The sequence below is a fragment of the Gilliamella sp. M0320 genome, assembly GCF_016101635.1.
GTDB classification, from domain to species: Bacteria; Pseudomonadota; Gammaproteobacteria; order Enterobacterales; family Orbaceae; genus Gilliamella; species Gilliamella apis.
In genome coordinates this window covers 164,928-184,038 of record NZ_JACFQD010000006.1, presented here as the reverse complement: position 1 = coordinate 184,038, position 19,111 = coordinate 164,928, and the positions used below count along the sequence as shown (strand labels likewise).

Sequence of the window (19,111 nt, the reverse complement as noted above, 5' to 3'; positions counted from 1 at the left end):
TAATCGAATAAACAGAAAAGTTATGTCACAATCCACTTATAATGCAGTTGATATTGAGGTCTTAAAAGGGCTCGATCCTGTTCGTCATCGTCCTGGAATGTATACTGACACAGCTCGTCCCAATCATTTAGGGCAAGAGGTGATTGATAATAGTGTCGATGAGGCTATTGCTGGTCATGCTCGCCAAGTGAAAGTTACCCTTTATGAAGACAATTCACTTGAGGTTATTGATGATGGTCGAGGTATGCCTGTTGATATCCATCCTGAAGAAGGCGTACCGGCTATTGAACTATTACTTTGTCGCTTACATGCTGGTGGTAAGTTCTCCAACAAAAACTATCAATTTTCTGGCGGTTTACATGGGGTGGGTATCTCTGTTGTCAATGCCTTATCCAAACGCGTAGAAGTCACCGTAAACCGTGATGGACAAGTTTACCAAATCGCCTTTGAAAATGGTGATAAAGTAGAAGATTTACATGTAATTGGCACCTGTGGCCGACGAAATACTGGTACAAAAGTACGTTTTTGGCCGGATGAAAAATATTTTGATTCACCGCGCTTCTCAGTACCTCGCCTAACTCATTTGCTTAAAGCGAAAGCTGTACTTTGCCCGGGACTGGAAATCATTTTTAAAGACAAAATTAACAGTACTGAGCAACGCTGGTGTTATCAAGACGGTTTAAAAGATTATCTGATAGAGTCAGTTAGTGGTTACACACTATTACCGGAACAACCATTTACTGGTAGCCATACAGGTGAAACAGAAGCGGTTGAATGGGCATTACTTTGGTTACCAGAAGGTGGCGAACTGTTAACTGAAAGTTACGTTAACTTAATTCCAACGGTGCAAGGTGGAACTCATGTCAATGGTTTACGTCAAGGATTGCTTGATGCCATGCGTGAATTTTGTGAGTTTCGTAATTTATTACCGCGTGGTTTAAAATTAACCGCCGATGATATTTGGGAACGCTGTGCCTATGTGTTATCAGTAAAAATGCAAGAACCGCAATTTGCCGGTCAGACCAAAGAACGTTTATCATCAAGACAAAGTGCAGCTTTTGTTTCAGCTATTGTTAAAGATGCATTTAGCCTGTGGTTGAATCAAAATGTACAAATTGCCGAATTACTTGCTGAGATGGTAATTTCCAGTGCTCAAAAACGCTTAAGAGCATCCAAAAAAGTCATCCGTAAAAAATTAACCAGTGGTCCAGCTTTACCGGGTAAACTGGCTGACTGTGCATCACAAGATTTAAGTCGCACTGAACTATTTTTAGTCGAAGGTGATTCTGCTGGCGGTTCGGCTAAACAAGCCCGTGATCGTGAATATCAAGCAATTATGCCGTTGAAAGGTAAAATATTAAATACTTGGGAAGTCTCATCTGACGAAGTATTAGGATCGCAAGAAATTCATGATATTTCAGTAGCTATTGGTATTGATCCTGATAGTGATGATTTAAATCAATTACGCTACGGTAAAATCTGTATTTTAGCCGATGCTGACTCAGATGGATTACATATTGCCACGTTACTGTGCGCACTATTTGTTCGTCACTTTCGAGCCATGGTTGAACATGGACATATTTTTGTCGCCATGCCACCACTGTATCGTATCGATTTAGGCAAAGAAGTTCATTACGCCCTTGATGAAGAAGAAAAAGAAGGGATTTTAGATCAGCTTAAACGTAAAAAAGGTAAGCCAAATGTTCAACGTTTCAAAGGGTTGGGGGAAATGAATCCATTACAACTTCGCGAAACCACAATGGATCCTAACACCCGTAGATTAGTTCAGTTATCACTAGATAATGCCGAAGAAACAATGGCATTAATGGATATGTTACTGGCGAAAAAACGTGCCGAAGATCGCCGAGAATGGTTACAAGAAAAAGGTGACCAAGTTGAACTTGATGTCTAATATACAGAATAATTTAGAGGAACAATAATGAGTGAAATAACTCATGACGGAGTAGAAGTTCAGTCGCTACGAACATTTACCGAAAGCGCCTATTTAAACTACTCAATGTATGTCATTATGGATCGCGCATTGCCGTTTATTGGCGATGGCTTAAAACCAGTACAACGTCGCATTGTTTATGCAATGTCAGAATTAGGGCTAAATGCGCAAGCAAAATTTAAAAAATCAGCCCGTACTGTTGGTGACGTTTTAGGTAAATACCATCCTCATGGTGATAGTGCCTGTTATGAAGCAATGGTATTAATGGCGCAACCGTTTTCTTATCGATATCCATTAGTTGATGGGCAAGGAAACTGGGGGGCACCCGATGATCCAAAATCATTTGCTGCAATGCGTTATACCGAATCACGTCTATCAAAATATGCCGAATTATTGTTAGGTGAGTTAGGACAAGGCACTGTCGACTATACGCCAAATTTTGATGGTACATTACAAGAGCCAAAAATGTTGCCAGCTCGATTGCCGAATATCTTATTAAACGGTACTACCGGTATTGCGGTAGGTATGGCAACCGATATTCCACCACATAACATTCGTGAAGTGGCGAATGCAGCTATTATGTTAGCTGATAATCCAAAAGCAACACTTAGCGAAGTGATGGATCACATAAAAGGCCCTGACTTCCCAACAGAAGCTGAGATTATCACCTCTCCGGAAGATATCGCCAAAATTTATAAAACTGGCCGTGGCTCAATACGTATGCGAGCAGTTTGGAAAAAAGAAGATGGCGACATTGTTATTACTGATCTGCCACATCAAGTTTCTGGTGCTAAAATTTTAGAGCAAATTGCTAGCCAAATGCGCGCTAAAAAACTACCGTTAATTGAAGACTTACGTGACGAATCTGATCACGAAAATCCGACTCGTCTGGTTATTGTGCCACGTTCTAATCGTGTAGATCTAGAGCAAGTAATGAATCATCTATTTGCCACTACTGATCTAGAAAAAAGTTATCGTGTTAATATGAACATGATTGGACTAGATAATCGTCCATCTGTTAAAGGATTGGTTGAGATCCTAACTGAATGGTTAGAATATCGACGCATTACTGTAACCCGTCGCTTAAATTATCGCTTAGATAAAATACTAAAAAGACTACATATTTTAGATGGTTTATTAATTGCCTTTCTAAATATTGATGAAGTGATTGAAATCATTCGTCATGAAGATGATCCAAAAGCAGAATTAATTCAGAGATTTGCCTTAAGCGAAACACAAGCTGAAGCTATCTTAGAATTAAAACTCCGCCATTTAGCTAAACTAGAAGAAATTCGTATCAAAGGTGAACAAGCCGAACTGGCTAAAGAGCGAGATCAACTGCAAGCATTATTAGCTTCACCAAGAAAGTTAAGTAATTTAATCAAAAAAGAGCTACAAGCTGATGCTGAAAAATATGGTGATGAACGTCGTTCACCAATTGTCGAGCGCAGTGAAGCCAAAGCAATTACTGAACAAGAGTTAATCCCTTCTGAACCAGTTACAATTGTATTATCGGAAATGGGTTGGGTCAGAGCAGCTAAAGGCCATGATATCGATCCTGTCGGATTAAGTTATAAAGCAGGTGATAGTTTTAAAGCCGCAGCAAAAGGTAAAAGTAATCAACCAGTGGTATTTATCGACTCAACAGGTCGCAGTTACGCGATTGAGCCAAGTACATTACCATCAGCTAGAGGACAAGGTGAACCGCTTACCGGTAAACTGGCATTACCAGCTGGAGCAACCGTTGAACATGTATTGATGTCAGGCAATGAACAACAAAAATTCTTACTTGCATCGAGTGCTGGATACGGTTTTATTTGTCAATTTAATGATTTAATTGCACGCAACCGTAATGGTAAAGCAGTGATTAATTTATCTAAAGATGCAGATGCATTAGCACCAATAGAGATTTTATCAGAGGAAAGCTTGCTGTTATCAATTACTAAAGCTGGCAGAATGCTGATATTCCCAGTAAAAGATTTACCAGAATTATCTAAAGGTAAAGGCAATAAAATTATTTCACTCTCTGGTAGCGATGATAGCCTAGCTTATATGATGTTGATAACACCAGAAACATCTATAACTCTATATGTTGGTAAACGCAAACTTACACTTTATCCAGCTGATTTACAAAAATTTAGAGCGGAGCGTGCTCGTAAAGGTACATCATTACCACGTGGATTACAAAAAATAGATCGAATTGAGGTAAACGAATAGTATGTATTTGATCTGGTCCATTATTACCGGTTTAATACTGAGTTCAGTATTAAAATCTGGGTTGGGATTTATACTCGGATTATTTATTGGCCCAATGCTATATCAAGCATTTGGCAATAAATTGACTGAGAAAAGGACACAATCTAATCCAAACTTATACTTAACGGTTGTTTTTGAAGTATTAGGGCATTTAAGTAAAGCTAAAGGAGTGGTTACTCGCGATGATATTAATCTTGCTCGGCAAGTTATGGATCGACTCCAACTTGATGCGACAAGTCGTCAATTAGCCCAAGAATCATTCAATCGTGGTAAAGCAAGTGATTACCCACTTCGATCACGATTAAGTGAGTTATATCACCAATATCGTTATCGACGTAATGTCTTAAATATCTTTTGCGAACAATTAATTCAAGCTGCTTTAGTTGATGGTCATTTAGATGACAAAGAGTCGGAGATTCTTTTCATTGTTGCCGATGAGTTTCGTATTCCACGGCCACAAATGGCAATATATATTCAAATGATGATGGGAAGCTTTCATTTCCGTCAAGAATATCAGTACAATCAACAAAACAGTCAACATCAATATCAACAAAATCATAATTATAGTGGTTACCAAAGCAGTACTAGGCAATCAGATTTAGCAAATGCTTATAAAATATTAGGAATAAATTCATCTGCTGAAATTTCTGAAATTAAAAGAGCCTACCGTAAATTAATGAATGAACATCATCCAGACAAATTGGTATCCAAAGGCTTACCAAAAGAGATGTTAGAAGCAGCCAAAAAGCGAGCACAAGAAATTCAAGCTGCTTACGATCTTATAAAATCATCACGTGGCTTTAAATAGAGATTACTATATATGATGCATTGGCGCTCAATTATAAGAATTATCGGTTTATTAATATCACTATTGTCAGTATTTATGTTAATACCTGCACTAGTGGCGTTAATATATCGTGACGGCGCAGGTGCTATTTTTGTTCGTTCATTTTTTGCTGCATTAATTTTAGGTGTGTTATTGTGGTTTCCTAATCGTCATCAACGCCATGAATTAAGTACTCGAGAAGGCTTTTTCATCGTGGTATTATTTTGGGTCGTTTTAGGCACTATTGGCGCATTCCCGTTCCTATTTGATAATCATATCAATCTTAATTTAACCACAGCTTTTTTTGAGTCTTTTTCTGGATTAACAACCACTGGGGCCACCACTATTGTCAATTTGGATCATTTACCCAAAGCGCTACTTTTCTATCGTCAAATGCTGCAATGGTTAGGTGGTATGGGGATCATCGTACTTGCGGTCGCAATTTTACCACTATTAGGGGTCGGGGGTATGCAGCTCTATCGAGCTGAAATTCCTGGTCCACAAAAAGACAGTAAAATGCGACCACGTATTGCCGAAACAGCAAAAACCCTTTGGTCGATTTACATTTTACTCACTACTTTATGTGCAATAAGTTTGTGGTGTGCTGGAATGGATATCTTTGATGCTATTTCACATAGCTTTTCAACGATATCAATGGGTGGTTTTTCGACCCATGATAACAATTTAGCTTATTTTAATAGTGCAACAATTAACTATATTGTTACCTTGTTCCTCATTTTGTCAGGATGTAATTTTGCTCTACATTTTGCCGCATTAAATGGCATTTCACTCAAAGTATATTGGCACGATCAAGAGTTTAGAACGTTTATCTTTATCCTTCTTACTTTAATTGCTATCTGTGCCTTTGTTATCTACTTTTATCAACCACAACGAAACCTAAGTATTGATAAAATTGTATTACAAGTGGTATCGGTTTCTGCAACTGTCGGCTTTACCGTTGATGATATTAATACCTGGCCATCCTCATTACCAATTTTTCTATTATGTGCTTCGTTTATTGGTGGCTGTGCGGGTTCAACTGGCGGGGGATTAAAAGTTGTTCGGGTACTGCTACTATTTATGCAAGGTTCACGAGAGTTAAAACGACTTATTCACCCTAATGCAATTTATACCTTAAAACTCAATAATCGTGTAGTACCAGAACGTATCATTGAAGCGGTATGGGGATTCTTTTCTGCCTATGCATTAGTATTTTTAGTGAGTTTATTTATTATTATGGCAACAGGAATTGATGCAACTGACTCATTTTATATCGTTGCTTCATCGCTAAATAATTTAGGCGTTGGCCTTGGTAGTGTCAGTGATAATTTTGCTCATGTCAGTGATATGGTGAAATGGGTCATGGTCGTTGACATGTTATTTGGTCGACTAGAAATATTTACTTTATTAGTTTTATTCACGCCGACATTCTGGCGAAGTTAATTTTTACGCCTAATAAAGGCTTTTAATTAACAATTTTTGATAAAATAGTCAAAAATTTAAATATTTTATTGATTATTTTGCTAATTACAGACAGAATTACCAAGCAGCATGTGCTGTGATCATTAGAGGTAATCACCTGACATATGGAATGGATCATGGATCCTACAATCTGGATTGGTTTATCCACTCTAGTTGTACTTGAAATCGTCCTTGGCATTGATAACATTGTTTTTATTGCCATTCTTGCCGAGAAACTTCCGCCTCAACAACGAGATAAAGCACGCATTACAGGCCTTGCTTTTGCATTAATAACCCGAATATTGTTATTAATGTTTACTGGCTGGTTAGTTACTCTCACCACCCCACTATTTTCTATATCAGGTATTAATTTCAATGCTCGGCAATTAATTATGTTGCTTGGCGGAATATTTTTGCTGTTTAAAGCAACAATGGAACTCAATGAGCGTTTAGAAGGTGCATCACACGAAGATGGCAAACCGAAAAAAACCTCACATTTTTGGACTGTTGTTGCGCAAATCGTGGTACTTGATGCCGTATTCTCACTTGATTCAGTCATTACTGCAGTGGGAATGGTTGAGCATATACCCGTTATGATTATCGCAGTTTGTATCGCCATTGCGATTATGATGGTGGCAAGTAAACCATTAGCCTATTTTGTTAACTCCCATCCAACGATTGTTATTTTATGTTTAAGCTTTTTATTGATGATTGGCTTTAGTTTGGTTGCCGAAGGTTTCGGTTTTGTCATTCCAAAAGGCTATTTATATGCAGCTATCGGCTTCTCGATTATGATTGAATTCTTTAATCAACTAGCCATATTTAACCGTCGAAAAGCATTAAACAAAAAACCTCTACGTGAACGTACCGCCGAAGCTATTTTACATTTACTTAAAGGCGATGCTGAAGAAGATCCCGATAGCCATACCATTGATGTGGTATCTGATAATAATAAAAAAACCTCAGTATTTAATCATCAAGAATTAAACATGGTTGAACGAGTATTAGGTTTAGCTCAACGTTCAGTAAGCAGTATCATGACATCTCGATTAGATGTTGATATGGTCAATATCAATGATGATCGAGAAGTAATATTAAAAGAAATTTTTGACAATCCTCATTCACGTTTAGTAGTGACTGATAATGCTTCAATTGATGAACCATTAGGTATCATTCAAGTTAATGATCTGTTAAAAGATATTTTACAAAATAAACAACCCTTTGATATTAATTCATTAATCAAACAACCATTAATTTTTCCTGAAACAGTATCTTTACTTGTAGCGCTGGAACAATTCAAAAAAGCCAAAACTCACTTTGCTTTTGTGGTTGATGAATTTGGATCAATGCAAGGTGTGGTGTCAGTGACCGATGTTATTGAAACCATTGCCGGTGACTTTCCAACTGAAGAAGAAGAGATCGATGCTAAACATGACATCCAATGTTTAGATGATGATAGTTGGATTGCAAATGGCTATATCCCAGTAGAAGAATTAGTAAGATTTGTACCGATTCCGATTGATGATAAACGAGAATATCATACCCTTGCGGGATTATTGATGGAAAAAGCCCAACATCTACTCAATGTTGGTGAAACCATACAGATTGGTGACTATCTATTTGAAGTCGCCGAGATTGAAAGTCATCGGATTTTAAAAGTAAAAATTACTAAAAATAAATTAGATGTTTTGGTTAACTAATCTATTGATAATCAGCATGTTATCCAGTGTGCCATTAAATGGCTGAAAATTATGTTAACGCTAAGTTATAAGCATGATTGATCACGAATAAAATGCTATTTGTTATTTAGAATAACGCTTGACCAAAATAAATTACTGGCAATAATAGCGCAGTGTTTTTACGTTTTTTAAAGATATGAAGTAATCACTTTATATCTTTTTTATTTTTACCGTAAATTCACTTCGGTAAAAATAAAGATATAAAATTATATCAAAATGGATCACTATCAACCTAAATTGGGCTTTAATTTATGAATTCACTATTCGAAAAAATCTTTCAATTAAAAGAGAAAAAAACCACCCCTGGTACCGAGCTTATCGCCGGTTGCACCACTTTTTTAACCATGGTTTATATTATCTTTGTTAATCCTTCAATCTTATCTGCAACAGGAATGGATAAATCAGCAGTGTTTGTCCTAACTTGTGTTGTCACCGCTTTTGCGACAATTATGATGGGATTATTTGCCAATCTACCGATTGCTTTAGCACCTGCCATGGGGCTAAATGTCTTTTTTGCTTATGGAATATGCGGTGCAATGGGCTATTCTTGGCAAGTTGGGATGGGAGCGATATTTTGGGGCTCATTGGTCTTTTTTGCATTATCACTATTTAAAGTCCGCCATTGGTTAATCGAACATATTCCACAGTGTTTACGCGCCGGTATTAGTGCTGGTATTGGCTTATTTATTGCTTTTATGGGATTCCAAAATATGGGTATTGTGGTCGCATCGCCAGCTACATTACTAACCTTAGGCAATATTTTGTCACTTAAAGTCTTATTAGGTTCGCTTGGATTTTTTATTATCGTTATCCTTGCTACCCGCAATTTTCATGCTGCCGTGTTAGTTTCTATTCTTGTCGTGACCCTACTAGCGCTATGGCTTGATCCAAATATTAGTTATCAAGGAATTGCAGCAGTTCCACCGAGTGTTGGCAGCGTTGTTGGCCATGTTGACCTTGCTGGTTCACTGAATATTGGTATCCTCGGGGTAATCTTTTCAGTAATGATTGTTAGCTTGTTTGATTCATCGGGTACTATTTTAGCTTTAACCGATAAAGCAGGACTTTCTGACGAAAAAGGTCGTTTTCCTAAAATGCGTCAAGCTTTATTAATTGATAGTTTCAGTTCTTCACTTGGTGGGTTATTTGGTACTTCATCTGTATTAACTTATATTGAAAGTTCCGCAGGCATTTCAGTTGGTGGACGTACTGGCTTAACTGCAGTGGTGGTTGGCTTATTATTTTTAATGATGACTTTCTTATCACCTTTAGCACATTTAGTACCACCTTATGCCACATCAGGTGCACTAATTTTTGTTGGTATCTTAATGGTATCAAGTTTAATGAAAGTTAACTGGTCTGATTTAACTGATGCAACACCAGCATTTATTACCGCATTAATGATGCCATTTGCTTTTGCTATTACTGAAGGGGTCGCACTTGGCTTTATCTCTTATGTGATATTGAAAACATTTACTGGTAAATTTAAAGAATTAAATCTTTGTGTGATAGTTTTTGCACTACTGTTTGCTTTAAAATTCATCTTTATTGATCATCATTAATTTCATCAAACTATTTCTACCATTAACATGGTAGAAATAGCTTCTTCCCCCCATACAATTATTTCATCTGAAATTTCAAACAGACTACAACAATCATTTCACCTTCTTTTAGCCCTTTATAGAATTTGATCTGCGTCACAAAAAACAAAAAACATAAAATCGCTACAAAATTTAGTAATTGTTGTTGTTGTTAAAACTCATGCATATTGATTACCTGATTTAGCAACGTTTAGTTATCTAGAAAACTTAGTAACCAAAATATAGATTTTAAGTTAATTAATGGTATTTAGAGGTACATTATGAGTCAATATTATGAAAAAATAGAAAGAGTTAAATACGAAGGAACACAAACTAATAATCCTTTTGCGTTCAGGCATTACAATCCAGAGCAGATAATTTTGGGAAAAACAATGGCTGAACACTTACGCTTTTCTATCTGTTATTGGCACACTTTTTGTTGGGCTGGCACCGACATGTTTGGTGCAAATTCATTTAATTATCCGTGGCAAAAAGGGGCTGATCCACTAGCTAATGCCAAAGCAAAAGCAGATATTGCTTTTGAATTTTTTTATAAAATGAATGTTCCTTTTTATGCATTTCATGATGTCGATGTTGCCCCAGAAGGTAATTCAATTCAAGAATACATCTCTAATTTATCCATGATGACGGATATCTTGTTACAAAAACAACAAGAAACCGGTGTTAATTTATTATGGGGAACCGCTAACTGTTTCACAAATCCAAGATATGCCGCTGGTGCGGCAACCAATCCTGATCCAGAAGTTTTTGCCTGTGCGGCCACTCAAGTTGTCCATGCAATGAATGCTACTCATAAGTTAGGTGGTCAAAATTATGTATTATGGGGTGGTCGGGAAGGTTATGAAACGCTGTTAAATACTAACTTACGCCAAGAACGTGAACAACTTGGTAAATTTATGCAACTAGTTGTCGAAAACAAACACAAGATTGGTTTCAATGGCGCATTATTGATTGAACCAAAACCACAAGAGCCAACCAAACATCAATATGATTATGATGTTGCAACCATTTATGGCTTTTTAAAACAATTCGGCTTAGAAAAAGAAATCAAGGTCAATATTGAAGCAAATCATGCAACACTTGCCGGCCATTCATTTCAACATGAGGTAGCTTCAGCTATTGCCTTAGATATATTTGGTTCACTTGATGCTAATCGAGGTGATCCACAATTGGGATGGGATACAGATCAATTTCCGAATAGTGTCGAGGAAAACACCCTAGTTATGTATGAAATATTAAAAAGTGGCGGATTTACCACTGGTGGACTTAACTTTGATGCCAAAATAAGACGACAAAGCATTGATAAATATGATGTATTTCATGGCCATATTGGTGCTATCGATACGATGGCATTATCATTAAAATGTGCAGCGAAAATGATTGAAGATAAACTATTAAATCAAAAAGTGGCTGAGCGTTATGCCGATTGGGACAAAAATTTAGGTAAAGATATCTTACAAGGGAATATGTCGCTACAAGAAATTGCACAATATAGTCTTGCAAATAATCTGCAACCTAAAGCACGTAGCGGAGCACAAGAACAATTAGAAAATATTGTTAATAAATCTATTTTTGGCTAAAAAATCATTGTGTATTTACCTATCAGAACTATTATATTTATAGTTCTGATAGCTGCATAATGGAGGCAGATATGTATATTGGTATTGATTTAGGCACCTCTGGTGTCAAAGTAATTTTAATGGATGAAAAACAACGCATTGTGGCGTCAAATACAAAGTCACTCACCGTATCCCGTCCCCACCCATTATGGTCAGAACAAGATCCCCAGCAGTGGTGGCAAGCAACAGATTCAGCACTACAAGAACTTAGCCATCAACATGACTTAACACTAGTCAAAGCAATTGGCTTAAGTGGACAAATGCATGGAGCAGTACTATTAGATAGTTCATCTCAAGTATTAAGGCCAGCAATTTTATGGAATGATGGTCGTTGTGATATTGAATGTCATGAATTAGAACAATTAGTGCCAAATTCTAGAAAAATTACTGGCAATTTGATGATGGCAGGTTTTACTGCACCCAAAATAAAATGGGTGCAAAAACACGAGCCAGAAATATTTGCCAAAATAGATAAAGTACTTTTACCAAAGGATTATTTACGCTTTAAAATTACAGGCGAATATGCATCAGATATGTCTGATTCTGCTGGCACCATGTGGTTAGATGTTGAAAAACGAGATTGGAACGATCAATTATTAAATGCTTGCGGTTTAAATCGACGACATATGCCAACCTTATTTGAAGGCAATCAAATAACTGGTTATATTACTGATGATATTGCTAAACGTTGGAATATAAATTCAATTCCGGTTATTGCCGGTGGTGGCGATAATGCTGCCGGTGCTATCGGTGTTGGTCTTTATCAACCAGGACAAGCAATGCTTTCACTTGGTACTTCAGGGGTTTATTTCGCCGTTACTGATCGGTTTATCAGCCAGCCTGAACAGGCAATTCATAGCTTTTGCCATGCATTACCTAATCGCTGGCATCTTATGTCGGTTATGTTAAGTTGTGCTTCATGTCTTGATTGGGGATGCCAATTGTTAGACATTAAAGATGTTGCTACATTATTTAGCTTGATAGCAGAACAACCATCTGACGATAAACCACCAGTCTATTTTTTACCTTATCTATCAGGTGAAAGAACACCACATAATAACCCTGAAGCTAAAGGTGTATTTTTTGGCTTAACCTATCAACATAATAAAGTCGATTTAGCTAAAGCAATCTTGTTAGGTGTGAGTTATGGCCTAGCAGATGGTATAGATGTGGTAAAACAAACCGGCATTTCACCTGATAAAATTATTGTTATTGGTGGCGGAGCTAGAAGTAAATATTGGCGCCAATTAATTAGCGATATCTCTGGTTATACTATAGTTTATTGTGAGGGTGGCGAAGTTGGTCCCGCTTTAGGCGCCGCTAAACTGGCACAAATAGCCTGTAACCCAGATAGTGATTTAGGACAATGGTTAACACCATTATCAACCATTCAAACTCACCAGCCAGATAGGGAAAAACATGAATATTACCAACAACAGCGTGCTATGTTTAGAAACATTTATCAACAATTAAAACCGCTAATGTCTTGATATTAAAAAGCAGAAGATCTTTTATAACACTCTTCTGCTTTTTAGCGAGTTAATAAATCTATTTTTCAACTTTATGTTAAGTTGATTATAGTAAATTAAGATTGGTAAATTTACTTCTGAAATCCTTCGGAGTCATGCCATATAACTTTTTAAATAAAAAATAAAAATATTGCACTGATGGATAGCCACATTGCTCAGATATTGCTTGAATCGATAATGAGGATTCAATTAATAGATATTTGGCTCGATTAAACTTCTCTTCATGAATGACCGTGTGAATGGTTTTGCCTAATGATGTTTTAAAGCGAAGTTCTAAATTAGAACGAGATATTTGCAATTCCGAAGTTACTTGATCTACTTTAATACCTTTACAAGCATAATCACGGATATAATGAATAGCTTGTATAACATAAGGATCTTGTATTGAACGGTAATCGGTCGAACGACGTTCAATAACTTTTTTCGGTGAAATTAACCGTGGCGAGGTAGAGACCTTTCCTTTATTAAATATTTTTTGCAATAATTTAGCTGCTTCAAAACCCATCTCCTCGGTTCCTTGTTTTACAGTAGATAAGGAAACCATCGATAGATCATTGATTACTTCTTCATTATCTATACCAATTAAGCATAGCTCTTCAGGTATTTTTATTTCAACTCTATCACAAGCTTGTAAAATATGATGGGCTCTAGCATCATTTACGGCAATAATGCCGGTATTAACTGGCAGAGATAATAACCATTTAGAGAGTTTATCTAAACTATCTTGCCAATTATCAAGAGATGTAGTTGTTCCTTGATAAATAAACCCTTCATAACCCTTTTGACTTACAATTTGCGCAAAAAACTGTTCTCTTACTGCCGCCCAACGACAAGACCGATGTGGTGGTAGACCATAAAAGGCAAATTGATTAATGCCTTTAGAACATAAGTGATTAAAAGCACTCTCAATAATCGCAAAATTATCCGCAGCAACATAAGGAACTTTTGGATAACTTGAATTATCATGATGTGAACTACCTACGCCAATTATTGGAATATCAACATTAGTTAGTAGATCTTGAATATCTGGATCATCAAAATTAGCAATAATACCATCGCAATCAAAATGGAAAGCAGTATTGGTGTCATAACGCATGGTTTCGGAAATGTAGATATTCCAGTGAATATTATTCGCTTTTAGAAAATCACCTATTCCTTTAAGGATTTGTCGATCATAAATATTGTTTGCATTAAATAGCAAAACAACTTTGTAACTTTCAACCTGTGTATCTTTCATTGTCACATTTATATATTGGTATTAATTTATATCCCATCTATTAGGATAAACTAGTGCGATAAAAAGCACCAATAAAATAAAAAAAATGTATTTTTATTTCGCATTTATTCATGCATAAAAATTATTGATAAATAACATAAAGAACCTGTGCTAATACTTGACATTATAGCTATTGAGGTCTAGAATCTTGCGACCCAAAACTTATATAAATAGGCTTTGGGCTACAGTTATTAATTACGTATCTAAAAAGCAATTTTTAAATTTATTTTAATTAATCAGGAGCTTATTAATGGCAACAATTAATCAGCTGGTACGCAAACCAAGAGCACTAAAGGAAGCGAAAAGTAACGTTCCTGCACTTGAAGCATGCCCGCAAAAACGAGGTGTATGTACACGTGTTTACACCACTACACCTAAAAAACCAAACTCAGCATTACGTAAAGTATGCCGTGTACGTTTAACCAACGGTTTTGAAGTAACTTCTTACATCGGTGGTGAAGGTCATAACTTACAAGAACATAGCGTGATTTTAATCCGCGGTGGTCGTGTTAAAGATTTACCTGGTGTTCGTTATCACACTGTTCGTGGTGCATTAGACTGCGCAGGTGTTAAAGATCGCAAACAAAGCCGTTCTAAATACGGTGTGAAACGACCTAAAGCTTAATGGAACTCCGTTAAGTAAGGCCAAACTATATAAATTCCATATAACTCATTTGAGTTTTGGGTAAACCTGAAAATTTGTAACATATAAACGGAGTATTCCAATGCCACGTCGTCATGTTGTCGGTCAAAGAAAAATTTTACCTGATCCGAAATTCGGTTCAGATTTGCTGGCGAAATTTGTAAATATTTTAATGATAGATGGTAAAAAATCTGTCGCAGAATCAATCGTATATTCAGCTCTTGATAAATTAGCTGAGCGTAGTGGAAAAGACCACTTAGCAGCTTTCGAAGTTGCATTAGATAACGTAAGACCAACTGTAGAAGTTAAGTCTCGTCGCGTTGGTGGTTCTACATACCAAGTTCCTGTTGAAGTGCGTCCTGTTCGTCGTAACGCACTTGCAATGCGTTGGATTGTAGATGCTGCACGTAAACGTGGCGATAAATCAATGGCATTACGCCTAGCGAATGAACTTATGGATGCTTTTGAAAACAAAGGTACCGCTGTGAAAAAACGCGAAGATGTTCATCGTATGGCTGAAGCTAATAGAGCGTTTGCACACTATCGTTGGTAATTTAAGCGCTTATATAAGACGCTTGAAATTAGACTGATAATTAATATTTATTATCAGTCCCCAAAAAGATATTTTATAAGCAAACGATTCTAAATAGAGGATTAATATGGCTCGTACAACCCCTATAGCACGCTACCGTAATATCGGTATCAGTGCACACATTGACGCAGGTAAAACTACGACAACTGAACGTATTTTGTTTTACACTGGCGTAAGTCACAAAATTGGTGAGGTTCATGATGGCGCAGCTACCATGGACTGGATGGAACAAGAACAAGAACGTGGTATCACTATCACTTCTGCGGCAACTACTGCATTCTGGTCTGGTATGGGTCAGCAATTTGAACCACACCGAATCAATATCATCGACACCCCGGGACACGTTGACTTCACAATCGAAGTTGAACGTTCTATGCGTGTTTTAGATGGTGCGGTAATGGTTTACTGTGCGGTTGGTGGTGTTCAACCTCAATCAGAAACAGTATGGCGTCAAGCAAACAAATATAAAGTTCCACGTATCGCTTTCGTAAACAAAATGGACCGTATGGGTGCTAACTTCTTACGTGTTGTTGATCAAATCAAAACTCGTTTAGCAGCTGTACCAGTTCCATTAGTATTACCTATCGGCGCTGAAGAAGGCTTTACTGGTGTAGTTGATTTACTAAAACGTAAAGCAATTAACTGGAATGATGCTGATCAAGGTGTAAGCTTCACTTATGAAGATGTTCCTGCAGATATGGTTGAGCAAGTCGAAGAATGGCGTGCAAACTTAATGGAAGCAGCAGCTGAAGCAAATGAAGAGTTAATGGAAAAATACCTTGGTGGTGAAGAGTTAACTGAAGAAGAAGTTAAATTAGCATTACGTGAACGTGTACTTGCTAACGAAATCATCTTAGTAACTTGTGGTAGTGCCTTTAAAAACAAAGGTGTTCAATTCATGCTTGATGCGGTAATTGAATATTTACCAGCACCTACAGATGTTCCAGCAATCAAAGGTGAATTACCAAATGGTGAAGCAGCAGAGCGTCATTCAAGTGATGATGAACCATTCTCATCATTAGCATTTAAAATCGCAACTGACCCATTTGTTGGTAACTTAACATTCTTCCGTGTTTACTCTGGTGTAGTAAATTCTGGTGATACCGTTCTTAACTCTGTTAAAGATAAAAAAGAACGTTTTGGTCGTATCGTTCAGATGCACGCTAACAAACGTGAAGAAATTAAAGAAGTTCGCGCAGGTGACATTGCAGCAGCTATCGGTCTTAAAGAGGTAACAACTGGTGATACATTATGTGCTGAGAGCGCACCAATCATTCTAGAAAGAATGGAGTTCCCTGAGCCGGTAATTTCTGTTGCTGTTGAACCAAAAACTAAAGCTGACCAAGAAAAAATGGGGCTTGCTTTAGGTCGACTAGCACAAGAAGATCCTTCATTCCGTGTTCACACCGATGAAGAATCAGGTCAAACAATTATTTCTGGTATGGGTGAACTTCACTTAGAAATCATCGTTGACCGTATGAAACGTGAATTTAAAGTGGAAGCAAATGTTGGTAAACCACAAGTTGCTTACCGTGAAACCATTCGTAATGAAGTTGAACAAGAAGGTAAATTTGTTCGTCAGTCTGGTGGTCGTGGTCAATATGGTCATGTATGGTTAAGAATTAAACCATTAGAAGCAGGTGGCGAAGGCTACAAATTCAACAATGAAATTGTTGGTGGTGTGGTTCCTAAAGAATACATCCCAGCAGTTGATAAAGGTTGTCAGGAACAAATGAAAAACGGTGTTCTTGCTGGCTACCCAATTGTTGATGTTGAAGTCACTATCTATGATGGTTCTTACCATGATGTCGACTCATCAGAAATGGCATTTAAAATTGCCGGTTCAATGGCATTTAAAGATGGCTTCATGAAAGCTAAACCTGTGCTTTTAGAACCTATCATGAAAGTAGAAGTTGAAACCCCTGAAGATTATATGGGTGACGTTATCGGTGACTTAAACCGTCGTCGTGGTATGATCGAAGGAATGGAAGATACTGCAACTGGTAAAACAGTTAAAGCACAAGTTCCACTTTCAGAAATGTTTGGTTATGCTACAGACCTTCGTTCACAAACCCAAGGTCGTGCTTCTTACTCAATGGAGTTCTTGAAGTACAATGAAGCGCCAACCAATATTGCAACTGCAATTATTGAAGCTCGTAAAGCGAAATAATTATTTATATAAATAAGTAACACTTCCCTATTGTTAGGGAAGTGATTTAATAAAGGAACATTAAGATGTCTAAAGAAAAATTTGAACGTACAAAACCCCACGTTAACGTTGGTACAATCGGCCACGTTGACCATGGTAAAACAACTTTAACTGCAGCGATCACATCAGTATTATCTAAAAAATACGGTGGTCAAGCTCGTGCATTCGATCAAATCGATAACGCACCAGAAGAAAAAGCTCGTGGTATCACCATCAATACTTCACACGTTGAATACGATACACCAACTCGTCACTACGCACACGTAGACTGCCCAGGCCATGCTGACTATGTTAAAAACATGATCACTGGTGCGGCACAAATGGACGGTGCTATCTTAGTAGTAGCAGCAACTGATGGTCCAATGCCACAAACTCGTGAGCACATTCTTTTAGGTCGTCAAGTAGGTGTACCTTACATCATCGTATTCTTAAACAAATGTGATATGGTTGATGATGAAGAGTTATTAGAATTAGTTGAAATGGAAGTACGTGAACTTCTATCTCAATACGATTTCCCAGGTGACGATACACCAGTAATTCGTGGTTCAGCGCTTAAAGCGTTAGAAGGCGATGCAGCATGGGAAGACAAAATTGTAGAATTAGCAGAAGCATTAGACAGCTACATTCCAGAACCAGAGCGTGACATTGATAAGCCATTCTTATTACCAATCGAAGACGTATTCTCAATCTCAGGCCGTGGTACAGTAGTAACAGGTCGTGTAGAGCGCGGTGTAATCAAAGTTGGTGAAGAAGTTGAAATCGTTGGTATCAAACCAACAACTAAAACAACTTGTACTGGTGTAGAAATGTTCCGTAAATTACTAGACGAAGGTCGTGCTGGTGAGAACGTAGGTGTATTATTACGTGGTACAAAACGTGAAGAAATCGAACGTGGTCAAGTATTAGCAAAACCAGGTTCAATTACTCCACATACTGATTTTGAATCAGAAGTGTATATTCTAAGTAAAGATGAAGGTGGTCGTCATACTCCATTCTTCAAAGGTTATCGTCCACAGTTCTACTTCCGTACAACTGACGTAACTGGTACTATCGAATTACCAGAAGGCGTAGAAATGGTAATGCCAGGTGATAACATCAAAATGACAGTATCATTAATTCACCCAATCGCAATGGCAGACGGTTTACGTTTCGCTATCCGTGAAGGTGGTCGTACTGTTGGTGCTGGTGTTGTTGCTAAAGTTATCAAATAATTTAAGCGTAACTAAAGAGCATGTTAAATGCTCTTATCAGTTCCAAAAAGGTGCACTCTGTGCACCTTTTTTATTGTCCTCAATATTTAACTAAACGAATTAAACAGGTTAATTAACCTATTTAGACCTAGGTATCAAGCTAAAGGCGATATCAGTGAAGATGCAGCTATATATAGCTGCTAAAGGCATTACCAAAAC

General features: G+C 37.3%; 13 protein-coding genes. 12 read left to right on the top strand and 1 reads right to left on the bottom strand.

Features of this window, described 5'->3' with window-relative positions; all coding sequences use genetic code 11:
• The first annotated feature begins 22 nt into the window (after positions 1-22).
• The 8 genes from parE to xylB all read left to right on the top strand — a co-directional run bounded on the left by parE (position 23) and on the right by xylB (position 12,943).
• The gene (parE, locus tag H3T83_RS09110) at positions 23-1,912 is read left to right on the top strand and encodes a DNA topoisomerase IV subunit B (RefSeq protein ID WP_198215587.1); all 1,890 of its coding nucleotides are present in this window, start codon (positions 23-25) and stop codon (positions 1,910-1,912) included.
• 27 nt (positions 1,913-1,939) lie between these two features.
• Positions 1,940-4,168: a DNA topoisomerase IV subunit A gene (gene parC, locus H3T83_RS09105; protein ID WP_198215586.1), complete on the top strand. Its 2,229-nt coding sequence runs from the start codon at positions 1,940-1,942 to the stop codon at positions 4,166-4,168.
• 1 nt (position 4,169) lies between these two features.
• The gene (djlA, locus tag H3T83_RS09100) at positions 4,170-5,015 is read left to right on the top strand and encodes a co-chaperone DjlA (protein ID WP_198215585.1); all 846 of its coding nucleotides are present in this window, start codon (positions 4,170-4,172) and stop codon (positions 5,013-5,015) included.
• A gap of 15 nt (positions 5,016-5,030) precedes the next feature.
• Positions 5,031-6,476 (top strand): TrkH family potassium uptake protein, encoded by a 1,446-nt coding sequence (locus H3T83_RS09095; protein WP_198215600.1) that lies wholly within the window; start codon positions 5,031-5,033, stop codon positions 6,474-6,476.
• A gap of 143 nt (positions 6,477-6,619) precedes the next feature.
• Complete coding sequence (locus H3T83_RS09090) at positions 6,620-8,194, top strand: TerC family protein (protein WP_198215584.1); 1,575 nt, start codon at positions 6,620-6,622, stop codon at positions 8,192-8,194.
• A 290-nt stretch (positions 8,195-8,484) separates the two neighbouring features.
• The gene (locus tag H3T83_RS09085) at positions 8,485-9,795 is read left to right on the top strand and encodes an NCS2 family permease (RefSeq protein ID WP_065578185.1); all 1,311 of its coding nucleotides are present in this window, start codon (positions 8,485-8,487) and stop codon (positions 9,793-9,795) included.
• Between the two features lie 299 nt (positions 9,796-10,094).
• Positions 10,095-11,414, top strand: coding sequence for a xylose isomerase (xylA, locus tag H3T83_RS09080; RefSeq protein ID WP_065578186.1), 1,320 nt, complete (start codon positions 10,095-10,097; stop codon positions 11,412-11,414).
• Positions 11,415-11,485: 71 nt separating this feature from the next.
• Entirely contained in the window at positions 11,486-12,943 is a 1,458-nt protein-coding gene (xylB, locus tag H3T83_RS09075) for a xylulokinase (protein WP_198215583.1), read from the top strand.
• Positions 12,944-13,028: 85 nt separating this feature from the next.
• On the opposite strand, the gene H3T83_RS09070 is transcribed toward xylB, so the two are convergent.
• Positions 13,029-14,219 (bottom strand): DNA-binding transcriptional regulator, encoded by a 1,191-nt coding sequence (locus tag H3T83_RS09070; protein WP_198215582.1) that lies wholly within the window; start codon positions 14,217-14,219, stop codon positions 13,029-13,031.
• Between the two features lie 289 nt (positions 14,220-14,508).
• On the opposite strand from H3T83_RS09070, the gene rpsL reads away from it, so the two are divergent.
• From rpsL to tuf, 4 genes are all read left to right on the top strand, one after another.
• Positions 14,509-14,883, top strand: a complete 375-nt coding sequence (gene rpsL / locus H3T83_RS09065) for a 30S ribosomal protein S12 (protein ID WP_034883792.1) — start codon at positions 14,509-14,511, stop codon at positions 14,881-14,883.
• Positions 14,884-14,983: 100 nt separating this feature from the next.
• Complete coding sequence (gene rpsG / locus H3T83_RS09060) at positions 14,984-15,454, top strand: 30S ribosomal protein S7 (protein ID WP_065578189.1); 471 nt, start codon at positions 14,984-14,986, stop codon at positions 15,452-15,454.
• Positions 15,455-15,560: 106 nt separating this feature from the next.
• On the top strand, positions 15,561-17,663 hold the full coding sequence (fusA, locus tag H3T83_RS09055) for an elongation factor G (RefSeq protein ID WP_065614139.1): 2,103 nt from the start codon (positions 15,561-15,563) through the stop codon (positions 17,661-17,663).
• Positions 17,664-17,728: 65 nt separating this feature from the next.
• The gene (gene tuf / locus H3T83_RS09050; protein ID WP_034900851.1) at positions 17,729-18,913 is read left to right on the top strand and encodes an elongation factor Tu; all 1,185 of its coding nucleotides are present in this window, start codon (positions 17,729-17,731) and stop codon (positions 18,911-18,913) included.
• Positions 18,914-19,111: the final 198 nt, after the last annotated feature.

What these genes read in the sequence shown, in the direction of transcription:
- xylB (WP_198215583.1), top strand. Translation starts at nt 11,486, where the DNA reads ATGTATATTGGTATTGATTTAGGCACCTCTGGTGTCAAAGTAATTTTA.
- parC (WP_198215586.1), top strand. Translation starts at nt 1,940, where the DNA reads ATGAGTGAAATAACTCATGACGGAGTAGAAGTTCAGTCGCTACGAACA.
- xylA (WP_065578186.1), top strand. Translation starts at nt 10,095, where the DNA reads ATGAGTCAATATTATGAAAAAATAGAAAGAGTTAAATACGAAGGAACA.
- tuf (WP_034900851.1), top strand. Translation starts at nt 17,729, where the DNA reads ATGTCTAAAGAAAAATTTGAACGTACAAAACCCCACGTTAACGTTGGT.
- fusA (WP_065614139.1), top strand. Translation starts at nt 15,561, where the DNA reads ATGGCTCGTACAACCCCTATAGCACGCTACCGTAATATCGGTATCAGT.
- djlA (WP_198215585.1), top strand. Translation starts at nt 4,170, where the DNA reads ATGTATTTGATCTGGTCCATTATTACCGGTTTAATACTGAGTTCAGTA.
- rpsL (WP_034883792.1), top strand. Translation starts at nt 14,509, where the DNA reads ATGGCAACAATTAATCAGCTGGTACGCAAACCAAGAGCACTAAAGGAA.
- parE (WP_198215587.1), top strand. Translation starts at nt 23, where the DNA reads ATGTCACAATCCACTTATAATGCAGTTGATATTGAGGTCTTAAAAGGG.
- rpsG (WP_065578189.1), top strand. Translation starts at nt 14,984, where the DNA reads ATGCCACGTCGTCATGTTGTCGGTCAAAGAAAAATTTTACCTGATCCG.
- H3T83_RS09085 (WP_065578185.1), top strand. Translation starts at nt 8,485, where the DNA reads ATGAATTCACTATTCGAAAAAATCTTTCAATTAAAAGAGAAAAAAACC.
- H3T83_RS09090 (WP_198215584.1), top strand. Translation starts at nt 6,620, where the DNA reads ATGGAATGGATCATGGATCCTACAATCTGGATTGGTTTATCCACTCTA.
- H3T83_RS09070 (WP_198215582.1), bottom strand. Translation starts at nt 14,219, where the DNA reads ATGAAAGATACACAGGTTGAAAGTTACAAAGTTGTTTTGCTATTTAAT.
- H3T83_RS09095 (WP_198215600.1), top strand. Translation starts at nt 5,031, where the DNA reads ATGCATTGGCGCTCAATTATAAGAATTATCGGTTTATTAATATCACTA.